Source organism: Devosia sp. (assembly GCF_028290435.1).
In the GTDB taxonomy this organism is placed as follows: Bacteria; Pseudomonadota; Alphaproteobacteria; order Rhizobiales; family Devosiaceae; genus Devosia.
Map to the genome: position 1 here is coordinate 24,214 of NZ_JAQGJV010000030.1, position 19,952 is coordinate 44,165.

The following is a 19,952-nucleotide window of genomic DNA, read 5'->3' on the forward strand; positions in this document are numbered from 1 at the left end:
TCCTCCTAGGCTTCTTCGACGATCTCAATCCGCCCCACGCTGATCCGCCCCGCCGAAGCCAGCCGAATCCCGCTCATGCCATAGGCGTAGGACGCATCCGTCGCCTCCAGCAGCACATTACCGTCCACCGAGAACACCAGCTTCTCGCCCTTGAGCGCGAAGCTGAACTCGTAGCTTTTGCCCGTCTCCACCGCGAACGGTGCGCTGGCCAGCACGGTGGAGCCAAAGTCCTCTTTGAGGATCACCACTTCGTCGCCATCGAACCCGGCAGCATAGAACCGCCCGGTCCCCTGCACCCGCGCCGTCACCAGTTGCGACGCGCCCGACAGGCGCTGCACATCCGCCGTTACCGTCAGGTTCCGCGCGTAATAGTGCCCGGTCCATATGTCCGCGTCCCCAGCCGTATGCCCATGGATGCGGTCATTCTGCTTGGTCCAGTGGCCGCGATTATAAGTGAAGCGCGAAATCGCGCCCCATTCCTGGATTTCTTTCGCGGGCAGGAGGGCAGTCCTGCCCGCGCCGCCGACCGTAAAATCGGCGAGGAAGAGTCGGCCGAGATATTTGAGGCGCCCGAAATACTCGATCGAAATGCCGATCTCGTCGATCGCCTCGTCACCCTCCGGCACGACAAACTCATAATGCTGCCAGCCGTCGCTGGATGGCACATCCCAGGCGCCCGTCTCCTCGATCGCCCCGCTCATCGTGCGGCGCACATAGGGGGCAATGCGCAGATTGCCATCGCCATTCCACGGATCGAGCCACAGCTTGAAGCTGACCTTCTGCCCGCCATCGACCAGCGGCGTGAACATCGGGCGATAGCGCTCGTCATCGAAGTCGCTGCGGCGATAGAACGGCTTCCAGAACACCCGCCCGCCCTGCCCGCGCTCCAGGCGATCGAGCTGGATTTCCAGCGACCCGCGCGAGTCTTCGGTGTGCCGCTCGGTCCCGCCCTTGAGCGAAATCTGGTTGAACCCCTCGGTGCGGAAGCCGTGCGTCGCCCCCGGCAGATCGAAATCAAACCGCACGCCGCGCCGCGTCATGTCTTCCAGCCACAAGGCCGGCACGTCGCGGCCCGCCAGTTGCAGCGCCAATACCGTCAGCTCCCGCGCAAAGCTCGGGATATCAACGATATTGAGCGAGCCCACGATGCCCGAAGCCACGAGGAAATCGTTGATCGGCTTGCGATACTTGTCCCAGCCCGGCTGCAGCCCCTGGAATGTTCCCACGATCGCGCCGGCATTGCCGGCATTGCAATCGGTATCCCAGCCCGCCATCGTCGCAATCTCGACGGTGCGCGGCAGGTCGCCCTTGCCGTAGAGGATCGCCATCACGGTCACGCCGGCATTGGGGATGATGTGGCAAACGCCCGGATAGCGGTCATAGCCCCATTCCGCCGTCAGCATGTCGCGGCAGGCGCGCCAGTCATCCGGATTGGCCTTGAAGAAATCGATCACCGCCTGCGCCACGCGCGCATAGGTCGAGCCGGCATCGATCGTGCTCAGCCCTGCTGCCACGATTTCGTCGATGCTGCTCGCCTCGAACGCCGCCGCGATGGCTGCCGCGCAGAACCGCGCGCCATTGAGACCGTCGCCATCATGCGCCACGCTCGCCGCCATCGCTGACATCTGCGCCGCCTTGGCGGGATTGCCTGGATTCACCCAGCCCCAGCTATCGATGAAAATCTGCCCGCCGATCTGTTCGGCCACCGCCGCGCCGTTCTGCGCAATCGAGCCCGATTGCGGCGCAGGAATACCGGCCCGTAGGTTGCGATAGGCGGTATGTTCGGTGGAGACGCCGAAGCCGCCCCACCAATACATGCCATGCTCTTCAGCGGCATAATTGAGCCAGGTTTTGCCCACGTCGGCCGCAGTGGCGTTCAGCCCATAGTCGCGCAATGCCCGGATGAAATAGACCGGCCCGTTGGTGTCGTCGTCTGCGGCGAAATTCTTGAAATCGCGCAGGTATTGCGTGACCTCGCCATAGGTCTTCTGGATGCGGTCATAGCTCCAGATGGTTGGCTCCACCGGGGCGCCCAAGCGCACGCCAATGGCCTTGCCGATAAAGCCGGCATAGATCTTTTCGAGGATTTGAACTTCCGAGAGCATAAGCGGTCTTTCGTCTAAATAATCAGGAATAAGCCAGCGCCGAACGCGCACGGTCGCGCGCTGCGGCGGCCTGGCGATCGGCATCGAGAATGGTTTTGACAGTGGCGGTGAAGGCATCGGCCGAAGCCGTCAGGTCGAACTTGTTGGCGCTGTCCAGCAGTGCGCGGTCCTCGGCATCGATCACGCTTTCCCCGTGCATCGCCCCCAGGATCGCCCCCGCCATGACGCCGATGGAATCGGTGTCGCGCCCTGAGTTGATCCCATCCTCGATGGACAGGCGGAAATCCCCGCCATTGAGCAAGCAAAAGCCCAAAGCGAGCGGCAATTCCTCGATCGCGTTCAGCCGGCTCGGCCGATAGGCATCCGTCAGCCGCCCGGCCTTTTCAGCCACATGATTGACGTCGTCGCCCATCGGGGAATAGGGCGCGATAGCCGCATGGAACGCATCGCAAACCGCCTCGTGGCTGGCGCCGGTGCCGCGCATCTGTTTGGCCACGCCAACGATATCAACAATGGCCGCCCGCGTGCCGTCCTTGGTCAGTGCCAGCACAGTATCGATAATGGCCTCTATCGTGGTGTCCGGCACGAACGCCGCCGCCACCGCAGCCGCCACCACCCCGGCAGCCTCCAGCCCAAAACTTTCCTGATGCCCAGCCGCAAAGGCAATTGCCTCGTCATAGGCCGCCTTCGGATCTGCGGCATTCACCACCCCGATAGGCGCGATGTACATTGCCGCCCCACAGTTCACCATATTGCCCACGCCGCCCTGGCGCGGATCACACGCGCTCAACTGGTGACGCTGGAAAATCCATTTTTCCGGATAAAACAGCCGCTCGATCAGCATTGCCTCGCGCTGCAATTCGGGCACATAACGCGGCGTCCAGGCAATCTGGCGCACCATGCCGTCGGCCATGTCCCAGGCGTCCAGATGCCGGCCTACATCACCATAGATATCCATCAGCGCCAGCGTCATCAGCGTATCGTCGGTGACGATGCCATTGCCGCGTACGCGCCCGTTCCGCGCCGATGCGTCCAGATTCATCTTGTGCCACGCCGTATTCAGCGAGGTCACCCGGCCATAACGCGCCCTGATATCGGCCGCCGACAGCTTTTCCACCGGCGCGCCGAGCGCATCGCCGAGGGCTATTCCGTGCAGCATGGCGCGGACCCGGCCGCGAAGGGAGTTTGGCATTTGGCTGTCTTTCAACTTTAGCGAAGGTGACCCCCACCCCGAAGGGAGGGCCGGGATGGGGATCGTTCAGGTCACGCGCGGATTACTTCAGAACCGTGCGTGCATACTCGGCCAGCTTGGTGCCACCGGCCGCGTTGTATTCGGAGACGAACTGGTCCCACTGGTCTATTTTGGCTTCGCCGGTGATGAACTTGGCGACCCACGAGCGATAAACCTGCTCGGTGGCGTCCACGTCGGCGGCGTAATCAGACGGCCACACGAAGGCATTGTCGGCCACGAAGCCGGCCTTGATGGTGTCGAGCGCGGCCTGTGCGGTGGGGCTAAGCTGCTGGGTCGGCGCCGTCCAGTTGGCGGCGTTGAAGAAGCGCGCATACCAGGTCGAGATCTTGTCGGTGAAGGTCACCGCGCCGCTCGCGTCCTTGGTATATTGCTCGCCCTCGAAGCCCATGCGGTCGATATCCTGACCCGCCTTGGAGGCCATGAAGTCGAGCACCTTGACGGCCTCTTCCTTGTGCTCGGACACCGACGACACTGCGAAGCCACGCGACTCCTTGCTGACATCGACGGCCGCCAGACCCCGTCCGCCGGGACCCTTGGGCAGCGGCAGCAGCGCCAGCTTGATGGTCTCGCCCGGATGGGCCTGGTTCATCTTGCCGCCATAGATGTCGATCACTTCGGGCGACGAGCCGAAGATCACGCCGGCCTTGCCGGTGTAGAATTTGTCTTCCTTCACGTCGAACGTGTTGGTGACATATTCCTTGTCGAACAGCCCCTCGCTGGCGAGACGCGCATAGTATTCGATCTTGGCTTTCTCGGCGTCGGTGACGCGCTCATTGACCCAGGCGCCCGACGCATCCTTCATCCAGGTGGCGGTAACGCCAAAGGCCTGGTTGAAGATGGAATCGAGTTCGGCGGTATTGCCATAGCCGGTCAGGCCCAGCGTATTGCCCGGCGTGCCGTCGCCATCGAGGTCGCCGTCATGGATCGCCTTGAACAGCGCTTCATATTCTTCCACCGTGGTCGGCGGCGCCATGCCCAGCTTGTCCAGCCAATCCTGGCGGATCACCGGCTGCGGTGCGCGCGGCGGATAGATATAGAGCAGGTAAGGATAGTTCTTCAGCCGCTCCACATTGTGCGGCCAGAGCGCCGCCTTGAGGTTCGGATACTTCTCGATCCAGGGATTGAGGTCCTCGAGAATGCCCTGTTCGGCCATTTTCTGGTCGCCGCCCTGGAAATAGATGATGTCGGGAATGTCCCCAGACAGCAGTTGCACGCTCAGCGCATCGGCATAGCCCGAACCGGGCAGGTCGAGGATTTGCAGGTCAACATCGGTGCCGGCGGCCTTCAACCCGGCCTCGATGGCCTCGATTTCCTTGACGTCTTCGGGGTTGGTGGTCAGCAGGTCCTTGCTGACGATGCGGATCGGCACCGACTGGGCGAAGGCCGGTACGGCCAGCGCACCAACCAGGGCCATTGCGGCGGTGGAGAGCATGAGAGTTCTGCGAAGCATGATTATTGTTCCTCCTGTTTATGCTTGCTGCATGGATTGGCCGTCATCCCTTGAGCGCTCCTGACATGGTGCCCTTAGTGAAGAATTTGAGGATGAGCGGGTAGATGGCGAGAATCGGCACGATGGTGATCAGGATCATCCCGGCCTTGAGGGCGCGGATGTTGATCTGGGCGATGCCGATATTGTTGTTGGCGTTCTCGGCGCCGACAATGGCGACCTTGTCGCCGCCGATGACGAACTGACGCAACACGACCTGCAGCGGCCATTTGGTCTGGTCGTTGAGGTAGATCATGGCGCGGAAAAACTCGTTCCAGTGGAACACGAGATAGAACAGCGCAATGGTCGCCAGCGCCGGCCTCGCCAGCGGCAGCACCACCATCCAGAACGTCTGGAACGGGTTGGCGCCGTCGAGCTCGGCTGCTTCCAGCAGCTCCTCGGGAATTTCCTCAAAGAAGCGAATGAGGATGATCAGGTACCAGGCGTTGATCGCCTTGTAGAGGATCACCGACCATGGATTGTTGAGCAGCCCCATATGCTTCATCAAGAAATAGTCGGGGATGATGCCGGGCTCGAAGACGATAGTGACCAGCACCAGAACGAAGATGATGCGCCGCCCCGGCAGCTTGGGCCGCGACATGCCCCACGCCATCAGCGCCGTCCCCAAAGTGCCGATCAGCACGCTGGCGCCGGTCATCCAGATCGAGTTGAAAATCCCGCGCTGCACATTGGGGTGCTGCAGTAGCAACAGCCATACATCAGGCGAAAAGCCATCCGGAATAATCGACAGTCCCGAGAAACCGGCCACCTTAGCCGGATCGGACAGCGACAACGCCAACAGGTTCAGCAGCGGCTGCAGGCTGAACACCACCAGCAGGAAGAGGCTCGAAATGATGATCGCAGATTCTGCACGTTCGAGCGGGGTACGGCGGGAGTTTCCGAACATCACCACACTCCCTTGCCGGTCAGGCGCTTGCTGACGAGATGCGAAACCAGCACCAGAACCATGCCGATCACAGCCTTGAACAGGCCGGCCGCCGTCGCCAGCGAGTACTCGCCGGTGGTCAGCCCGATGCGGTACACATAGGTGTCAATGATATCGATGGTCGACGCGTTGACGTCGTTCTGCAGGTTGATGACCTGGTTGAGGTCGGCCGACAGGAACATGCCCATGTTGAGAATGAACAGCGTGGCGATAGTCGGCACGATCCCCGGCAGCGTCACGTGCCAGATTTTCTGCCAGCGATTGGCGCCATCCATCTCGGCCGCATCGTAGAGCTGGGTATCGATCGAGATAATCGCGGCGAGATAAAGCAGGCTATCCCACCCCGCCGAACGCCAAATCTCGGTGAACACCAAAACCCAGCGGATCGTGCCGGTATTGGTCAGATAATTGATCGGCTGCAGCCCCACGCCCCGCGCGATCTGCCCCGCCGCGCCATCGGTCGGCGACAGGAAGGCGACGAAGACGCCGGCGATCACCACCCAGCTCAGGAAATGCGGGAGGTAGATCGCGGACTGGATGGATTGGCGGAGCGGGCCGCTGCGGACTTCGTTGAGCAGCAGCGCCACCATGATGGGGACCGGGAAGACGAAAATGATCTTCATGCCGGAGATGATCAGGGTGTTGGCCAGCACTTGGTAGAACACTGGCGAAGAGAACAGCGCCTGGAAATTCTTCAATCCCACCCAGATGTTAGGGGGAATGATGCGGACCTGTTCGAAGGCCATCTTGGCCTCCCAGATCGGCACGTAATGCCAGATCAGGAAAAAAATTATCCCCGGCGCCATCATCGCGTAATAGGGCCACCACTGGCGGATTCCGTGAAGAAATCCAGCATGCTGGCTGATTTTAGCCTTGGGAACGTTCCCGCCCGCAGTCGTCAAAGTGCTTTGCTTGCTCTGTGCAACCATGGTCAGACCCTCCCTGCCCCCGCGGCAGCGCGCTGCGGGGCTGCCGTGGACAGGTCGGCGAGTGAACCTCGCTCGATCAGCCGGCACGGCAAATAGATCCGCCGGTGTTCCGGTCGGTGTTCGATTTCGTTGAAGAGACCCTCAACCGCCCGCTCGCCCAGGCCGCGACCGGGCTTGGCGATGGTGGTGAGACCGGGCCAGGTGAACTCGCCCGATGGAATGCCGTCAAAGCCGATGATGGAGACATCCTCGGGGCAGAGCAGGCCCGCTTCGCGCACGGCCATCATGGCGCCGATCGCCATCATGTCATTGGCGGCAAAGACGCAAACATGGCCCACATGCGCCCGCTCCAGCAGGCGCCGCATCGCGATCCGCCCACCCTCGACAGTATATTCGCCATCCTCGACGGCCAAGATCGCCGGATCGATATCGCGAGCGACGCAATGCTCATGGACGGATCGCAGAAACCGCGCCCGCGCCAAACGGCTCTTAGGCCCCAGGATCAGGCTCGGCGCCAAATGTCCTTTGGAAACAAGGTGATCCATGCCCAGTTGCACGGCCTGGGCAATATCGGAGCCGACGCTCGAGGTCTCGGCAAAGCGCTCGGCGCTGGAGCCGATAAGCACGAATGGCAGCCCAAAACGATCGAGATCGTCAAAGCTATCGGCGACCGGATTGATGATAGCACCATCGACCCGAGCCCGCCGCAAGGCACCCAGATGCGCGGCTTCCTTGGCCACATCCCAGTCCGAGGAGAACACCAGCAACGACGCGCCGCTCTCGGCCGCCTTGTCCTGCGCGCCTCGCGCAACATCGGCCCAGAACGGATTGGTGATATCGGGAATGACCAGGCCCAGCAGCCCTGAGCGACCCGATCGCATGCCCACCGCGAGGTGATTGCGCTCGTAACCCACTGTCGCCGCAGCCTTCAGCACCCGCTCGCGGGTTTCTTCGGTAATATTGGACGAACCGGCAAGCGCCCGCGCCGCGGTGCTCTTGGACACACCCGCGCGTTCAGCAACATCGATAATGGTGGGCCGACGATTGCGGCTCGAACTCATTGCCTCATCCCTGCATCGGTTTGCGAAACCACGGACTCTGAACGATCCATTTCCCGACGCCGTGGGAACGTTACCGCAGCCAGTGGGAAGGTGTCAATCCACCAGCATGCTGGATTTCTTGTTGGGCAAAATCGGCCTCCAAGCCCCCAAAACCGTCCAGCATGCTGGACTTCTTGCTGACAAAAAAAGGCGGCCCTTCCGGACCGCCTTCATTCAAGCGAAAGATGGTTCAGGCGCCGAACAGGTTCGACGACAGGAGGCCGAACAAGGTTGCCAGCGAGCGAACAACTTCGACCGGAACATTGGTGCCCGTGAAGGTGCCCGAGGCATCGACCTGCGAGGGGGTTTCGGTGGGCACGCCATCGATATCGACGGTGACGTACTTGGATTCCTTCATGATGATCTGCGCCGAGATACCATCGGCGGCGCTGAACAGGTCGCTATTGGCATCGGCGGAGACGAAAAGCGCATCGTCGCTGGTGGCTTCGGCCGATGGCAGGGTCAACGTCAGGTCATACTGGGTCTGGGCTTCGACACCGGGCGAGTCGGTCCAGGGCATATTGCCCTTGAGCACATATTCCTTCTCGGCGCAGGTGGCCTTCAAATCCATGAACCAGCTCTCGGTCTGGTAGGCGAAAACCATATTGCCCGACCAGGTGCAGCCCTGGTCCGACGGCAGGCCAGCCGACGGCACGAACAGCCGCGACAGGTCGACGGTATCGACACGCTGGTCGATCAGCTTGCTATCGCCGCCGGTATTGATCTTGGCCAGCACCGTGCTGGCCAAAGCGGCAGCGCCGGTGGAGGTGACTTCCGGCTTGAGGTTCATCGAACCCGAGAATGCGGCGGTCGAAGGCGCGACCTTGCCGAGGGCCAGATAATTGATGGAGAGGGTCGAGCCATCAGTCGAACCATCGCTTTTGACCACATAGCCGCCGGCATATTGCGTGCGCGGCAGCAGCGCCTGGTTGGCCGGATTGACGATCGAGCCATTGCCGGCGACCGCGCAGGCTTTGTCCTCGCGCATGATCAGCATTGAGGTGTGGCCAGCCGAGCAGGTCAACTGGATCTGCGATTTCACCTGGGCATCGCCCAGCGTGACTGCGAAAGTGTCCTTGCGCGAGGAATCCTTGAGCGTCGGCATGGCCGCTGCCACCGCAAAGGTCACGCTGGAGGGAACCGGGGCCGCCTGGGCAAACGCCGCAACGGGGGCCATGACCAGAAGGGGAAGGAGATAAAGCGATTTGAGTGTCACGGAAGTCTCCATAATATGAATGGGGCGCCTCGGTTGCACGTAAACCATCGCCCGCCCAATATAACAACTGCCCTCGAGGGCCTTAACCCCGGCTGATCCATTTCTTCATGACCTGTTCAGCCAACACCTGTTTGACGAACGGCGCCGCTTTGCGCGCCACTCCGATGCCGCCACTTCTAAACCGGCCGGATTAGGGCGCCATCAGAAACTAACCTGAGGAAACACCGCAGTCGCCACTTGACTAAAAAGAAGCTAGCTCCTTTTTCCAGAAAAAATGATTCGAAACAATTCGTTAACTGCGGCATTCTCGAGTCTTGTTATGGGACAACTTGCTCTTTGCGTCTGCCCCTAGCAAGCACTTGGCCTTTACGCGAAAGGATGCCGAAAATGCCTGATATTCATAGTGTGCCGAAAAGCAACGGATCGCGCAAGCCCGTGCCGACCAACGGTAGCGACATCGAAAACGGGTCGGACGACCATGCCGATAGCGGTATTCACCTGCAGGCGATGACCGCCAAGAAAACCGTCGAACTTCCAGATTTGGTGGAACGGGCGCAACGGCAAGTTCAGCAGCACCTCAGAAGCGCCGAACAGGACGCTGCCACTTATCTCGACCGGGTGGGGCTGATCGATGCCGAAATCGCCAAGGCCGAGCAGGACAAGACACTGGCTGAAGACCAGGTGCGCTATTGGCAATCGGTGCAGGAGCACACCGTGCATGTCATCGATGTGCTGCGGCAGCGCCGTTCAGGCCCGCAGGCGGCACTCGATGCGCTGCGCAAAAATGGCATCCAGGGTTAACCCGTAGCGACCCTGCTGCGGCGTTCGATGGGGACGTGCCTTCCGACAGACAAGCAACGCCACCGTCAAGGACGGGCGAGCGACGGCAACGCTTACGCTTCGCGTATGATTTATCCGGACCCAGGCAACGAACCCCGTGCGTCCACGTTATGTGATCGTAGCGTCACCATGGAGACCCGCAATGGGCACGTCCGTCCTCATCAGCATTCTCATTACCTTCCTCGTCGTCGTGCTCATCCTGTGGCTGGTCCAGCGCCTGCCCGTCGAAGCGCGCATTCGCCAGATCCTGCAGATTGTGGTGATCGTCATCGGCATCATTTCGCTGCTGAAATACCTCGCCGTTTTCTAGGCGCCGTCACAGCGCCGCATATCGGCCCTGTCCAGCAATGGACGGGGCCGAATGTTTTTAGCGCCCTAGAGCGGCATCACATCATTGATGAACTTGACGATGCGCGCCTTGGCTTCGGCGCCGTGAGCCGCCGGGAACATCGACATGGCGTGTTCGCCACCCGGATAGATTTCCAGCGCCTTGGGTTCAGCGGCAACTTCCAACATATGCCGCGTATCGGCAATGTAAGTGTCGTTTTCGGTATTGATGAACAGCTTGGAGGCGGTGGAGGTCGATAGCGAAGCATCGTCAGCCGCCAGCCCCGCAAACCCCAGCGGCGCCGACAGGGTGACATAACCCAAGGGCTTGGCCGCAACCGCAGCCGGCACGGTGACGATGCCGCCCATGCTGGCGCCGACTAGCACCATGTTGGTGGCGCCGCCGGCCTTCACAAAGGCAATCGCCGCATCCAGATCTTGCCCGATGGCGCCGATATCCTGCACCCCTCCCGATGGCTTGTAGCCGCGGAAATTATAGGTCAGCACCCCATAGCCCTGATCGGCCAGGTTCTTGGCCACATCGGCCCAGGCCGCCTGGTCCAGATCGTATTGATGGGACAGGATGACCACATTGTCGCCGTCCCCATACCAAAGGCCCGAAAGAGCGACGCCGTCGTCACTGGTAAAAGCAACCACCTTGGCCTCGGCGGCCAGAGTCGGTGCGCTGAGCATCACGGTCGTAGCGGCGATCGCAAGCAGCGAAAAAAGAGCGGGTCGAAAATCCATGCTGTCCTCCTCTGCGGCAGGCTTGCCGCCGACGGACACTCGGGCGGGGCGCCCTTCGCAACCACGCCGGGATGGACTAGATATCATGCGGAATGGAAACCGCTCCGCCATGACGCCAGCCGCTGCCCCATCGATCTTTGTCGGCCGGCAGTTCTTCGCCGGCTACCAACTGCCCGTTGCACTGGGACAATACGATCCGGCGCGAGCGTTTGCCGGCCATTACGGCTTGATCCATATTGCGCAGGGCACCGGGCTGATCGAGGGCCCCAATGGCCCGGTGATGGTTGCGGCGCCGGCCGTGATCCTGCTCGATGATGTCATCCGCCCTTCCATCATCCGCCAGCAGAGCCTGGTGCTTGAGGCGCTGTTCTTCGAACCCGGCGTCATCAACAGCCTGTTCACGCCTCGCCTGTTGCGCGCCACGCCGGTATTCGACGGCACGGTGGAGCAGGACGCCTATCTGCTGCGGCGCTTTCTCGAACCGGAAGCAGTCGGACGACCGCTGCTGTTGTCGGCCACGCTGCATCAGCGCATCGGCGACGCGCTGGGCCGGGTCGGGGCCGAGGGCGCGGCGCAGATCGACGCGCATTGGCCCTGCCGCACCCGCTCCTGGCTGATCGAACTGCTGTTCCAACTGCGCGTTGCCAATCCGCAGGTGCAGCAATTAACGGCGGTGGCTTCCGATGATCGGCTGGATCAGGCGCTGCTGTTCGTGCACGAGCGGTTCAATACCGAATTCACGCTGGACGACGTGGCGCGCTGGTGCGGCAGCAACCGAACCCAGGTCAATCAGCGCTTTCGCGCTCTGACCGGGCAGAGCCTGCGCCAATACGTCATCGGGCTCAGGATGCGCGCCGCCTCATCGCTGCTGCGCGATACCGGCCTGCCCATTGCCGAAATCATGGCGCGGGTCGGCTATGAAAACGGCTCCAACTTCACCCGCACCTTTCGCGGCGCCTTCGGCCAGACACCCCGCGAGCACCGGCGCACCACACGGCCCGACTAGGCGGTTCAGGTGTCGAGCGGGTCTCGCGCGGGTGTCATATCCATGACCTTGGGCGGCGGCGCATCCGAGACGCCGGCGAGGCGGACGATCAACCGGGCGAGACTGGGGCCGGTCATCAACACGACGAGAAAGCGCGCCGTCTGCATGGCGATGACGAAGGGCACGTCGACCTTGCTGGACGCCGCGATGATGGCCACCGAATCCGCGCCGCCGGGGCTGGTCGCCAAATAGGCCGTAAGCGGATCGACGCCGGCGAACATCACCAGTAGGACAGCGAACAAGCCGCAGATGGCGATCAACAGCAGTGTGGAGGCGAGGATTTGCGGGAAGACGCGCGCGGCGTGGCGGAGAATATCGCGCGTGAACCGCAGCCCGATCGACCAGCCGGCGATGGCATAACTGATGGCCAGCAGCCATTGCGGCAGTTCGATCTGGATCATGCCGGTATTTTGCAGCACCACGCCGACGATCATGGGCAGCAGCATGGAGCCCGCCGGAAGCCGCAGCAGCTTGCCCAGAATGGCGCCGACAAAAGCCAGCGCCAGGGTTTGCATCAGCGGCACCCAGACGATGACCGGAAACCACTCGACCGGTGGCGGCGGCGGCCCGCTGCCCCCGCCATTGGCCCAGATGCGCGCGACGAGCGACGCCGCGATGGCGACACACACCACGCGGATATATTGCATCAGCGCCACCAGCCGGAAATCGGCGCCATGGGCCTCGGCCATGATGATCATGGCCGTCGCGGCGCCGGGCGACGCGCCCCAGATCGCGGTGGTGCCGGGCAGCACGCGCAGCCGCGTCAGCACCAGGCCGATGGCGTTGGCGGCGACGATGACAGCCAGCACCCCAGCGGCGAAAATCGGCCAGTCCTTGGCGATCTCGCCGATCACCGAGGCGGGCAGCGCCCGCACCATCAGGCAACCGATCACCCCTTGCGACAGCACGAACAGGTTGGGCGGCACCCGCACCGTGCCGTCGGCCGACGCGATGACGATGCCCGCCACCATCGGGCCGAGGAACAGCGCCGCGGGCAGTCCGGCCAGTTCCAGGATGGCGATGAAGATGACCGACAGGGCGAGCAGTGCCGCGCCCTGCACAGGCCGGCTCCGCCCTCCGATGGCGAAACGGCGCGACGGCTCCAATAATGCGGACATGGCGGGACTCGGGGGCCCAAAAAACTCGGCCTTTGGAAGGATCAATGCTGGCGTGGTAGCGGCTTGCGCGGTCACATTCAACCGCCAAAAGCCGATGGAATTGCATAGCGGAATTGCGCCGGGCCTCCAATCTGCTATCCATCTGCGAGCGCTTCAAAAATGGCGATCCGGCAGCATGGAACGGCACTATCTCGATCTGAGCCTGCCCGTCGGCCAGAGCCGGCGCATGCGCATCATCGAGCGCCCCGGACTGTGGATGAAGCCCGAGGCCTTGGCGGCACTGGTGGGCAAGCTGCGCCAGATCGCCTCGCGCACCCTGGCCGACAAGGACCTCGAATACGGCATCTTTTCCGGCGATAAATCGCGGTTGGAAAGCACATTCATCACGCTGGTGACCGACAGCAAGAGCGGCGCGCCGATCGCCTTCAATGCGTTGCCGGTGATCCCGCTGGAGCTGGACGGGCGGCCGGTGGACCTTTTGCATCTGGGCCTGGTGATGGTCGATCCCGACCAGCGCAGCAAGGGGTTGTCCTGGGTGCTGTATGGGTTGACGTGCTTCCTGCTGTTCATCCGCAATCAGGGGCGACCGATCTGGATTTCCAATGTCACGCAGGTGCCCGCGGTGGTGGGCATGGTGACGGAGACGTTTTCGGAGGTTTACCCCGATCCGGCCGGAGGCGGGCCGCGCAAGTTCCGCCACCTGGTGCTGGCGCGGCAGATCCTGCGGGCGCATCGCTACGTGTTCGGCGTGGGTCCGGAAGCCGAGTTTGACGAGCAGCAATTCATCATCCGCAATGCCTATACGGGTGGCTCGGACAATCTCAAGAAGAGCTTTGATGTCGCCCAGAAGCACCGCAAGGACTTGTTCAAAACGTTCTGCCAGCGACATCTCGATTACAATCGCGGCGATGACGTGATCCAGATCGGCAAGCTCGACCTGCCGGCGGCGCGGCGCTACCTGACCGACATGGTGCCCAAGGGCGCGCTGGGGCTGGTTGCTGTCGCGTCGATCATGGCGCTGGTCCAGCGGGCGATTTTGCCGGTGATCCAGTGGCTCGATGCGACGCGCGAATTTGGCCGTTTGCGTGCGAGGAGCAAGGCATGAGCTTTTCTTATGCCGATTTCACCAACCGCAACCTGGGCTTCGTCGATGCGGCAGGTCAGGAGAAACTGCGCAACGCCACGGTGTTCGTTTGCGGCACCGGCGGCATGGGCGGCGCGGCGGTGCTGGCGCTGGCCCGGGCGGGCGTCGGCAAGCTGATCCTGGCCGATATCGACACGTTCGAAATCGGCAACATGAACCGGCAGGTGTTTGCCTTCATGGATACGGTGGGGCAGCACAAGGCCGAAGCCACCGCGGGGATCGTCAAGACCATCAATCCGGACATCGAGACCATGGTCTATAAGGACGAATGGCCGGACCATGTGGGCGAGAGTGTCGCGACCAGCGCGGTGACCATCAACGGCACGGACGATCTGGCGGCGAGCCTGCTGCTCTACCGCACCGCGCGGGCGGCGGGGAAAGCCGTGATTGACGCCTATGCGTCGTCGCTGCCCTCGGTCTATGTCACCCGGCCGGGCGATCCGATGCCGGAGGAGCGGTTGGGCTATCCGACGATCGGCACGGCGTGGAATGCACTGACGACGGAGCAACGGAGCGCGGCGTTCATGGCCGAGATCGAGCATGTCATGGTGCACTCGTCGGCGCGCAAATATATCGACATGGAACTGGCCGGCGAAATGGCGGCGGGCAAGCGCAAGCGGATGTCGTTCGCGCCGATGGTGATCACGACGGGCATGCTGATGGCCTATGAGACCATCGCCATCATCCTCGGCCAAACCACCAAAACCGATTATCGCGGCTGGTTCTTCAACCCTTATGAGGGCAAGGTCGAGCGCCCGCTGCCGGGCCTGCTCTCGGCGATCATCACGCCGATCGCGCGCCGGCAGATCGCCAAGCTGGTGGGCGCCGCGTGACCATCCAGCACTCGCTTATTGCCGATAGCGTCGTCTCGGCCACCGCTTTGGCGGGCACGCTGGCCGCCATCGCGGTGATCCGTGCACGTTCTACGCCGGACGGGCTGAGCGCCCGGTTCATCTTCGCGCTGGGGCTGGTGGCTGCCCTGCTGGCGACGCGGCTGCTGTTCTGGAACCTGCGTCCAGGTATTTTCGAGGTTTTGAACTATCTCTGCGCAGCCTGGATTCCACTGGCCGCACTACTGGTCATCGAAGGCCTGCAGCGCCGTCACGCCCCACAAATCCTCAAATATGCGGCACTGGCAGGCGGCGTTGTGTTTTCGGTCTTTGCGATTTTCAGCCCCCTGGGTTTCCCGGTCTATTTCCTGCTGGCCTTCCAGCTCGCCGGCTTTGCGGCGGTCTACCTGCTCGCCTGGATTGGCAGCGACGGCCTGACTGAGCAGGAAAAACGCGTCATCGCTCGTGTTCGCTTCGCCCTACCGGTGCTGGTTGTCTTCCTCGCCAGCGATTTCGGGATATTCGAGCAGTTCGTGCCGATCCGGGCTTCAGGCGTCGCCATCCTGTTTTTCTGCTGGATGGCCATCGGCCCCAGCGGCGCCACGACGGGGCGGCAGGAAGCGGGTTTGGCCTTCGTGGTCACCGCCGTTCTGGCGCTGATCATCGGCGCTGCCGCGACCAGCATGTCGCAGATGGATTGGGGTTTTCTGATCCAGGTCTCCGCCATGGCGCTGTGCACCGGCATCCTGGCATTGGTGCTCAACGAGGCCGTCCGCGCCTTCGCCGAGTCGCGCCGCGACGACGTGCTCAAGGCCCTGGTAACCGCCGATACCGGTGATGTCCGCCGCTTTATCGCCAGCGTCGCCGAAGGCTCGCCCCTGCAAGGCTCGCGCGTGCTCGACGATGATGAACTGACCGATTTCGACACGGCGGCCCTGCGCATCGCCTTCGCCAGCAAACCAGTGCTTAGCCGCAAAGACCTACCCGTCTTCCTCGACGATACGCGCCAGCAGCTCGACAGCTTGTTGACGACATACGATGCCACCCACCTGATTGCGCTCTCGGCGACGCCGCTGATCCTGGCGGCCGCCACCATCCCGTCGGTGGGCCGCAATTCGGCGATCGAAACCGAACTCGCGCTGGTGCAGGCCATGGCCATGCTGGTCTCGACCCGAAAGGACAATCATGGAGCTGCGTGAAGGCGATTTCGACGCATTCTTCGAGGCGCCATTCGCCGTCTATGGCGAGGGCACGCCCTATGTCTCGCCGATGCGATCCGACCTGCGGCGCTTCTACGCTGCCGGGGTCAATCCGCTCTTCGCTAATGCCGCGGATTTTTCGCTCTTCACCGTGCATCGGGGTAGCAAAATTCTCGGCCGCATCGGCGCGCATGTGCATGCCGCGTCCAACACACTCTACAAAACCAAAACGGCCTACTTCGCTTATTTCGACTGCGCCGACGATGCCGAGGCGGCAAAGGCTCTGCTCGGCGCCGCCGAGAACTGGGGCCGCCAACGCGGCTTTGATACCATCGCGGGCAATTTCAACCTGACGGCAATGCAGCAGATCGGCGTGACCACCGACGGCTTCGATGGCACCCCATATGTCGACCAGGTCTATAGCCCGCCCCATATCGCGCGACTGCTGGCCGAAAACGGCTACGAAGCCTATTTCCCGATGCGCACCTTCGAGGTCGATCTGGATGACTTCGATCCGTCCACCATACTGGGCCCCAAGCAGCAGGACATCCTCAACTCGCCCGATTGGCAATTCGCCCAGGTCACCCGCGCCACCATTCCGCAGCGACTGGAGGATGCCCGCAAGCTGCTCAATAGCGGTTTCGGCCAGAATCCGATGTTCGTGCCGCTGACGGCGCAAGAGTTCGAGTTCCAGGCCAAGGAACTCAAGTGGATCATCGATCCGCGCATCACCTCGGTGATCCACCACAAGGGTGAGCCGGCAGCGATTGCGCTGGTGATTCCAGATCTGAACCCGTTCATCCGCGCGACAAAATCGCGGATTTCGTGGTCCACACCCTGGCATTTCTTCGTCAATCGCCTGAAGCGGACGCGGGCCCTGGTGGTCTATGCCTCGGTGCGCGAGGATTTGCACGCCAAGGGCGTGATGAGCGCCATGATGGTCAATCTGCTGCCGATCATGCGTGCAGCCGGCTATCGCCAGCTCGGCATCACCTGGATTTGGGATGAGAACGCGGGCAGCAACCGCCTGATGGAACACCTGAACGCCAAGCCGCTGCATCGCAATCATCTGTTCCGCAAAGCGCTGGCATGAGCCGGCTCACCCAGGCGGACCTGTTGCAACTGGCGGCCGCCGCTAACCAGGCGCCCAGCGTGCACAATACCCAGCCGACCCGCTGGAAGCTGGCGGACGACGGCGCGCTCTGGCTGTTGACCGACACGACGCGCCAGCTCGCCGTCGGCGACGTGACGGGGCGCGATCTGCGAGTGTCGTTGGGCGCGGCGCTGGAGGCCAGCGCCATCGTGCTGGCCGAGCATGGCATCGGGTTCGGCAGCGTCAGCTATTCCAACCTGCGCGCCGCCGTGCGTATCGAATTGACAACGGGCGCCGAGGGCGATCCGCTGGTTGTGCAGATGCCGCATCGCGTGACCTGGCGGAAGGGGTTTGCGCGAGCGTCCTGGGAAAACGCCCGGGCGCTGGTCGCCTGGTCCGAGCGGCATGAGGATATCACTCGCGTCGACGCGGCCGAGGAAGTCAATTTCATCTCAGCGCTCAACGAGCGGACCAGCCTCGCCTTCTATCGCAACGCCGCCTATCGCAATGAACTGCTGTATTGGATGCGGCTATCGCCTGACGATCCGCGCTTCGGCATCGATGGACTATCGGCGCCCGCTTTGGGCATGTCGGGCTTCGAGGCGTTCGGCGCCGGCCATGTGCTGCGCGATCCACTGTTCGGCCTGCTGGACCGGACCGGCGTGATCGGCAGCCTGATTTCCGAGCACCGCCGCACCATGAGCGCCACGGCTATCCTGTTGTTTCACCGCCCCGTCGACGAAAGCCCGATCGATACCGGACGCGCGCTCTATCGCCGGCAATTGGAGCTATCGGCGCGCGGCTTCCAGACCTGGCCGATGTCGGTGCTGGCCGACGATCCCGATGCCGCCGCCGAAATCGGCGCGCATTATGGCCTCGCCGATGATCGCCGGCTGATCACCGCCTGGCGCACGGGCCTGGTGCCCTCGGGGCAATCGCTCAAGCGCGAACGCCTGCCGGCCGCGGCGCTGATTGCGACAAGCTAGAGCTCGCCCGGCTACGGCAGTAGCCCCAGATAGGTCATCAACTCTCGCGCCGCCGCCTCCCCGGCGCGATTGGCGCCGATGGTGGAGGCAGAGGGTCCGTAGCCGACCAGATGCAGGCGCGGATCGTTGACCACCTGCGTGGCCAGCCGGCCGGTCATCTTGATGCCGCCGCCGGGCTCGCGCAAAGCCAGCGGCGCCAGATGATCGAGCGCGCTACGGAAGCCGGTGCACCACAGGATGGTGGCGAAATCCTGCGTGGCGCCATCGGCCCATTTCACCCCGGTTTCGGTGATTTCGCTGAACATCGGCAGCCGCTTGAGCACGCCGCGCGCGCGCATCGCCGCGATGGCGGGCGTCAGCCGCAGGCCGGTGACCGAGACCACCGAATGGGGCGGTGCGCCCCGGCGCACCCGTTCCTCGACCAGCGCCACGGCGGCACGGCCGTCCTCGGGGCTGAACTCGCCCTCGCGGAATACCGGCTCCCGGCGCGTCACCCAGGTGGTGGTGGCCACGCGCGAAATCTCGTCGAGCAGTTGGATGGCCGAAATGCCGCCACCAACGATCAAGACGCGCTGGCCGGCGAAATCGGCGGCCTGCCGATAATCGCGGGTGTGGAGCTGTCGGCCCCTGAACGACGCGGCACCGGGATAATCGGGAATGAACGGGGTTTCCCATGTGCCGGTGGCATTGATGATGCCGCGCGCCGAGAAATTGCCGGCGTCGGTCTCCACCCGGAACCGCTCACCCCGGTTGACCACTGTGCTGACCTTGACCGGGCGGAACACTGGCAGGTGGAAATTCTCCTCATAGGCAGCGAAATAATTGGGCACCGCGACCGAGGCCTGCACCTGCGCCTCGGTATTGACCGCATCGGCGAACTTCATGCCCGGCAGGTCGTGGATGCGGTTGACGGTGCTCAGCGTCAGCGACGGCCAGCGGAACTGCCAGGCGCCCCCGGCCTGCGGCGATTGATCCAGCACCACGAAACCGCGCGCCGGCGCCAGGCCCAACCGTTGCAGATGATAGGCCGAGGACAGCCCGGCCTGCCCCGCCCCGATCACCACGATATCGACCTTGAGGGCGACGCGCGCGACCTCAAGGCCGCCCGCCGGGGGATTTGCTTGATCGGCGCTCATGGCAAACCTGTCCCGGACCTAGCCGATCTTGCCGCCCAGTTCCTCATCGATATAGACGGCCAGCAGCGCATCGAGGTCCGCATCGGCCGTGAAGCCGAGGGCGATGGCGCGCTGCGGGTCGAAATCCTGCGCCCAACCGTCGACGATTTTGACGATGGTGGGATCGGGTTCGCGGCGGATCAGGGCGACGGCCTTGGGGCCGGCGGCGCGTTCGAGCGCGGCGATCTCCTCGGCCACGGTAGCGCTAATGCCCGGCATGGAGAGATTACGCTGGGCGCCAAGCTGGGCCGTGTCCAGCGTTGCGGCATGGAGCAGGAAGCCGACGGCGGCGCGCTGGATGGCAAAACAGTTGCGCACGCTATCGGCTACCGGCAGTACTGCTTCCTGCCCGTTCAGTGGTTCGCGCAGAATGCCCGAGAAAAAGCCCGAGGCCGCCTTGTTGGGCTTGCCCGG

At 63.0% G+C, this 19,952-nt stretch carries 18 protein-coding genes and 1 pseudogene; 8 read left to right on the forward strand and 11 right to left on the reverse strand.

The window, feature by feature from the left end:
- Window positions 1–5: 5 nt before the first annotated feature.
- The 7 genes from JWP26_RS08520 to JWP26_RS08550 all read right to left on the reverse strand — a co-directional run bounded on the left by JWP26_RS08520 (window position 6) and on the right by JWP26_RS08550 (window position 9,034).
- Window positions 6–2,105 carry an ADP-ribosylglycohydrolase family protein gene (locus JWP26_RS08520; RefSeq protein ID WP_299725766.1) on the reverse strand — a complete coding sequence of 700 codons (2,100 nt, stop codon included), beginning with the start codon at window positions 2,103–2,105 and terminating at the stop codon, window positions 6–8.
- Between the two features lie 22 nt (window positions 2,106–2,127).
- On the reverse strand, window positions 2,128–3,297 hold the full coding sequence (locus tag JWP26_RS08525) for an ADP-ribosylglycohydrolase family protein (RefSeq protein ID WP_299725769.1): 1,170 nt from the start codon (window positions 3,295–3,297) through the stop codon (window positions 2,128–2,130).
- A gap of 82 nt (window positions 3,298–3,379) precedes the next feature.
- Window positions 3,380–4,807, reverse strand: a complete 1,428-nt coding sequence (locus JWP26_RS08530) for an extracellular solute-binding protein (protein WP_299725772.1) — start codon at window positions 4,805–4,807, stop codon at window positions 3,380–3,382.
- Window positions 4,808–4,850: 43 nt separating this feature from the next.
- Window positions 4,851–5,750 (reverse strand): carbohydrate ABC transporter permease, encoded by a 900-nt coding sequence (locus JWP26_RS08535; protein ID WP_299725775.1) that lies wholly within the window; start codon window positions 5,748–5,750, stop codon window positions 4,851–4,853.
- Complete coding sequence (locus tag JWP26_RS08540) at window positions 5,750–6,718, reverse strand: sugar ABC transporter permease (protein WP_299725778.1); 969 nt, start codon at window positions 6,716–6,718, stop codon at window positions 5,750–5,752. The genes JWP26_RS08535 and JWP26_RS08540 overlap by 1 nt, the downstream gene beginning before the upstream one ends.
- A 2-nt stretch (window positions 6,719–6,720) precedes the next feature.
- Entirely contained in the window at window positions 6,721–7,779 is a 1,059-nt protein-coding gene (locus JWP26_RS08545; protein WP_299725781.1) for a LacI family DNA-binding transcriptional regulator, read from the reverse strand.
- Between the two features lie 229 nt (window positions 7,780–8,008).
- Window positions 8,009–9,034: a hypothetical protein gene (locus JWP26_RS08550; RefSeq protein ID WP_299725784.1), complete on the reverse strand. Its 1,026-nt coding sequence runs from the start codon at window positions 9,032–9,034 to the stop codon at window positions 8,009–8,011.
- A 387-nt stretch (window positions 9,035–9,421) separates the two neighbouring features.
- Between JWP26_RS08550 and JWP26_RS08555 the strand changes: the two genes are divergently transcribed.
- Both JWP26_RS08555 and JWP26_RS08560 read left to right on the forward strand, forming a co-directional pair.
- Window positions 9,422–9,835: a hypothetical protein gene (locus JWP26_RS08555; RefSeq protein ID WP_299725787.1), complete on the forward strand. Its 414-nt coding sequence runs from the start codon at window positions 9,422–9,424 to the stop codon at window positions 9,833–9,835.
- 181 nt (window positions 9,836–10,016) lie between these two features.
- Window positions 10,017–10,184 (forward strand): Thivi_2564 family membrane protein, encoded by a 168-nt coding sequence (locus JWP26_RS08560; RefSeq protein ID WP_299725791.1) that lies wholly within the window; start codon window positions 10,017–10,019, stop codon window positions 10,182–10,184.
- A 65-nt stretch (window positions 10,185–10,249) separates the two neighbouring features.
- Here the strand turns inward: JWP26_RS08560 and JWP26_RS08565 are convergent, their stop codons facing one another.
- Complete coding sequence (locus JWP26_RS08565) at window positions 10,250–10,948, reverse strand: alpha/beta hydrolase (protein ID WP_299725794.1); 699 nt, start codon at window positions 10,946–10,948, stop codon at window positions 10,250–10,252.
- Window positions 10,949–11,033: 85 nt separating this feature from the next.
- On the opposite strand from JWP26_RS08565, the gene JWP26_RS08570 reads away from it, so the two are divergent.
- On the forward strand, window positions 11,034–11,954 hold the full coding sequence (locus JWP26_RS08570; RefSeq protein ID WP_299725797.1) for an AraC family transcriptional regulator: 921 nt from the start codon (window positions 11,034–11,036) through the stop codon (window positions 11,952–11,954).
- Window positions 11,955–11,959: 5 nt separating this feature from the next.
- On the opposite strand, the gene JWP26_RS08575 is transcribed toward JWP26_RS08570, so the two are convergent.
- Complete coding sequence (locus tag JWP26_RS08575) at window positions 11,960–13,111, reverse strand: AbrB family transcriptional regulator (protein ID WP_299725800.1); 1,152 nt, start codon at window positions 13,109–13,111, stop codon at window positions 11,960–11,962.
- A 175-nt stretch (window positions 13,112–13,286) separates the two neighbouring features.
- On the opposite strand from JWP26_RS08575, the gene JWP26_RS08580 reads away from it, so the two are divergent.
- The 5 genes from JWP26_RS08580 to JWP26_RS08600 are packed head-to-tail and all read left to right on the forward strand — an operon-like array spanning window position 13,287 to window position 18,363.
- Window positions 13,287–14,216, forward strand: a complete 930-nt coding sequence (locus JWP26_RS08580; RefSeq protein WP_299725803.1) for a hypothetical protein — start codon at window positions 13,287–13,289, stop codon at window positions 14,214–14,216.
- Entirely contained in the window at window positions 14,213–15,088 is an 876-nt protein-coding gene (locus JWP26_RS08585) for a ThiF family adenylyltransferase (protein WP_299725805.1), read from the forward strand. Before JWP26_RS08580 ends, JWP26_RS08585 begins: the two co-directional genes overlap by 4 nt.
- Window positions 15,085–16,284 carry a hypothetical protein gene (locus tag JWP26_RS08590; protein WP_299725807.1) on the forward strand — a complete coding sequence of 400 codons (1,200 nt, stop codon included), beginning with the start codon at window positions 15,085–15,087 and terminating at the stop codon, window positions 16,282–16,284. Before JWP26_RS08585 ends, JWP26_RS08590 begins: the two co-directional genes overlap by 4 nt.
- Window positions 16,271–17,377 (forward strand): GNAT family N-acetyltransferase, encoded by a 1,107-nt coding sequence (locus tag JWP26_RS08595; protein ID WP_299725809.1) that lies wholly within the window; start codon window positions 16,271–16,273, stop codon window positions 17,375–17,377. The genes JWP26_RS08590 and JWP26_RS08595 overlap by 14 nt, the downstream gene beginning before the upstream one ends.
- Complete coding sequence (locus tag JWP26_RS08600) at window positions 17,374–18,363, forward strand: hypothetical protein (RefSeq protein WP_299725812.1); 990 nt, start codon at window positions 17,374–17,376, stop codon at window positions 18,361–18,363. Before JWP26_RS08595 ends, JWP26_RS08600 begins: the two co-directional genes overlap by 4 nt.
- Before the next feature lie 11 nt (window positions 18,364–18,374).
- Here the strand turns inward: JWP26_RS08600 and JWP26_RS08605 are convergent, their stop codons facing one another.
- Both JWP26_RS08605 and JWP26_RS08610 read right to left on the reverse strand, forming a co-directional pair.
- A complete protein-coding gene (locus JWP26_RS08605) occupies window positions 18,375–19,499 on the reverse strand; it encodes an NAD(P)-binding domain-containing protein (RefSeq protein WP_299725815.1) in 1,125 nt (374 codons plus the stop codon).
- A gap of 18 nt (window positions 19,500–19,517) precedes the next feature.
- Window positions 19,518–19,952: pseudogene (locus JWP26_RS08610) on the reverse strand (NAD-dependent epimerase); the annotation flags it as partial.

What these genes read in the sequence shown, in the direction of transcription:
- JWP26_RS08520 (WP_299725766.1), bottom strand. Translation starts at nt 2,105, where the DNA reads ATGCTCTCGGAAGTTCAAATCCTCGAAAAGATCTATGCCGGCTTTATC.
- JWP26_RS08525 (WP_299725769.1), bottom strand. Translation starts at nt 3,297, where the DNA reads ATGCCAAACTCCCTTCGCGGCCGGGTCCGCGCCATGCTGCACGGAATA.
- JWP26_RS08530 (WP_299725772.1), bottom strand. Translation starts at nt 4,807, where the DNA reads ATGCTTCGCAGAACTCTCATGCTCTCCACCGCCGCAATGGCCCTGGTT.
- JWP26_RS08535 (WP_299725775.1), bottom strand. Translation starts at nt 5,750, where the DNA reads ATGTTCGGAAACTCCCGCCGTACCCCGCTCGAACGTGCAGAATCTGCG.
- JWP26_RS08540 (WP_299725778.1), bottom strand. Translation starts at nt 6,718, where the DNA reads ATGGTTGCACAGAGCAAGCAAAGCACTTTGACGACTGCGGGCGGGAAC.
- JWP26_RS08545 (WP_299725781.1), bottom strand. Translation starts at nt 7,779, where the DNA reads ATGAGTTCGAGCCGCAATCGTCGGCCCACCATTATCGATGTTGCTGAA.
- JWP26_RS08555 (WP_299725787.1), top strand. Translation starts at nt 9,422, where the DNA reads ATGCCTGATATTCATAGTGTGCCGAAAAGCAACGGATCGCGCAAGCCC.
- JWP26_RS08560 (WP_299725791.1), top strand. Translation starts at nt 10,017, where the DNA reads ATGGGCACGTCCGTCCTCATCAGCATTCTCATTACCTTCCTCGTCGTC.
- JWP26_RS08565 (WP_299725794.1), bottom strand. Translation starts at nt 10,948, where the DNA reads ATGGATTTTCGACCCGCTCTTTTTTCGCTGCTTGCGATCGCCGCTACG.
- JWP26_RS08570 (WP_299725797.1), top strand. Translation starts at nt 11,034, where the DNA reads ATGCGGAATGGAAACCGCTCCGCCATGACGCCAGCCGCTGCCCCATCG.
- JWP26_RS08575 (WP_299725800.1), bottom strand. Translation starts at nt 13,111, where the DNA reads ATGTCCGCATTATTGGAGCCGTCGCGCCGTTTCGCCATCGGAGGGCGG.
- JWP26_RS08580 (WP_299725803.1), top strand. Translation starts at nt 13,287, where the DNA reads ATGGAACGGCACTATCTCGATCTGAGCCTGCCCGTCGGCCAGAGCCGG.
- JWP26_RS08585 (WP_299725805.1), top strand. Translation starts at nt 14,213, where the DNA reads ATGAGCTTTTCTTATGCCGATTTCACCAACCGCAACCTGGGCTTCGTC.
- JWP26_RS08595 (WP_299725809.1), top strand. Translation starts at nt 16,271, where the DNA reads ATGGAGCTGCGTGAAGGCGATTTCGACGCATTCTTCGAGGCGCCATTC.
- JWP26_RS08600 (WP_299725812.1), top strand. Translation starts at nt 17,374, where the DNA reads ATGAGCCGGCTCACCCAGGCGGACCTGTTGCAACTGGCGGCCGCCGCT.
- JWP26_RS08605 (WP_299725815.1), bottom strand. Translation starts at nt 19,499, where the DNA reads ATGAGCGCCGATCAAGCAAATCCCCCGGCGGGCGGCCTTGAGGTCGCG.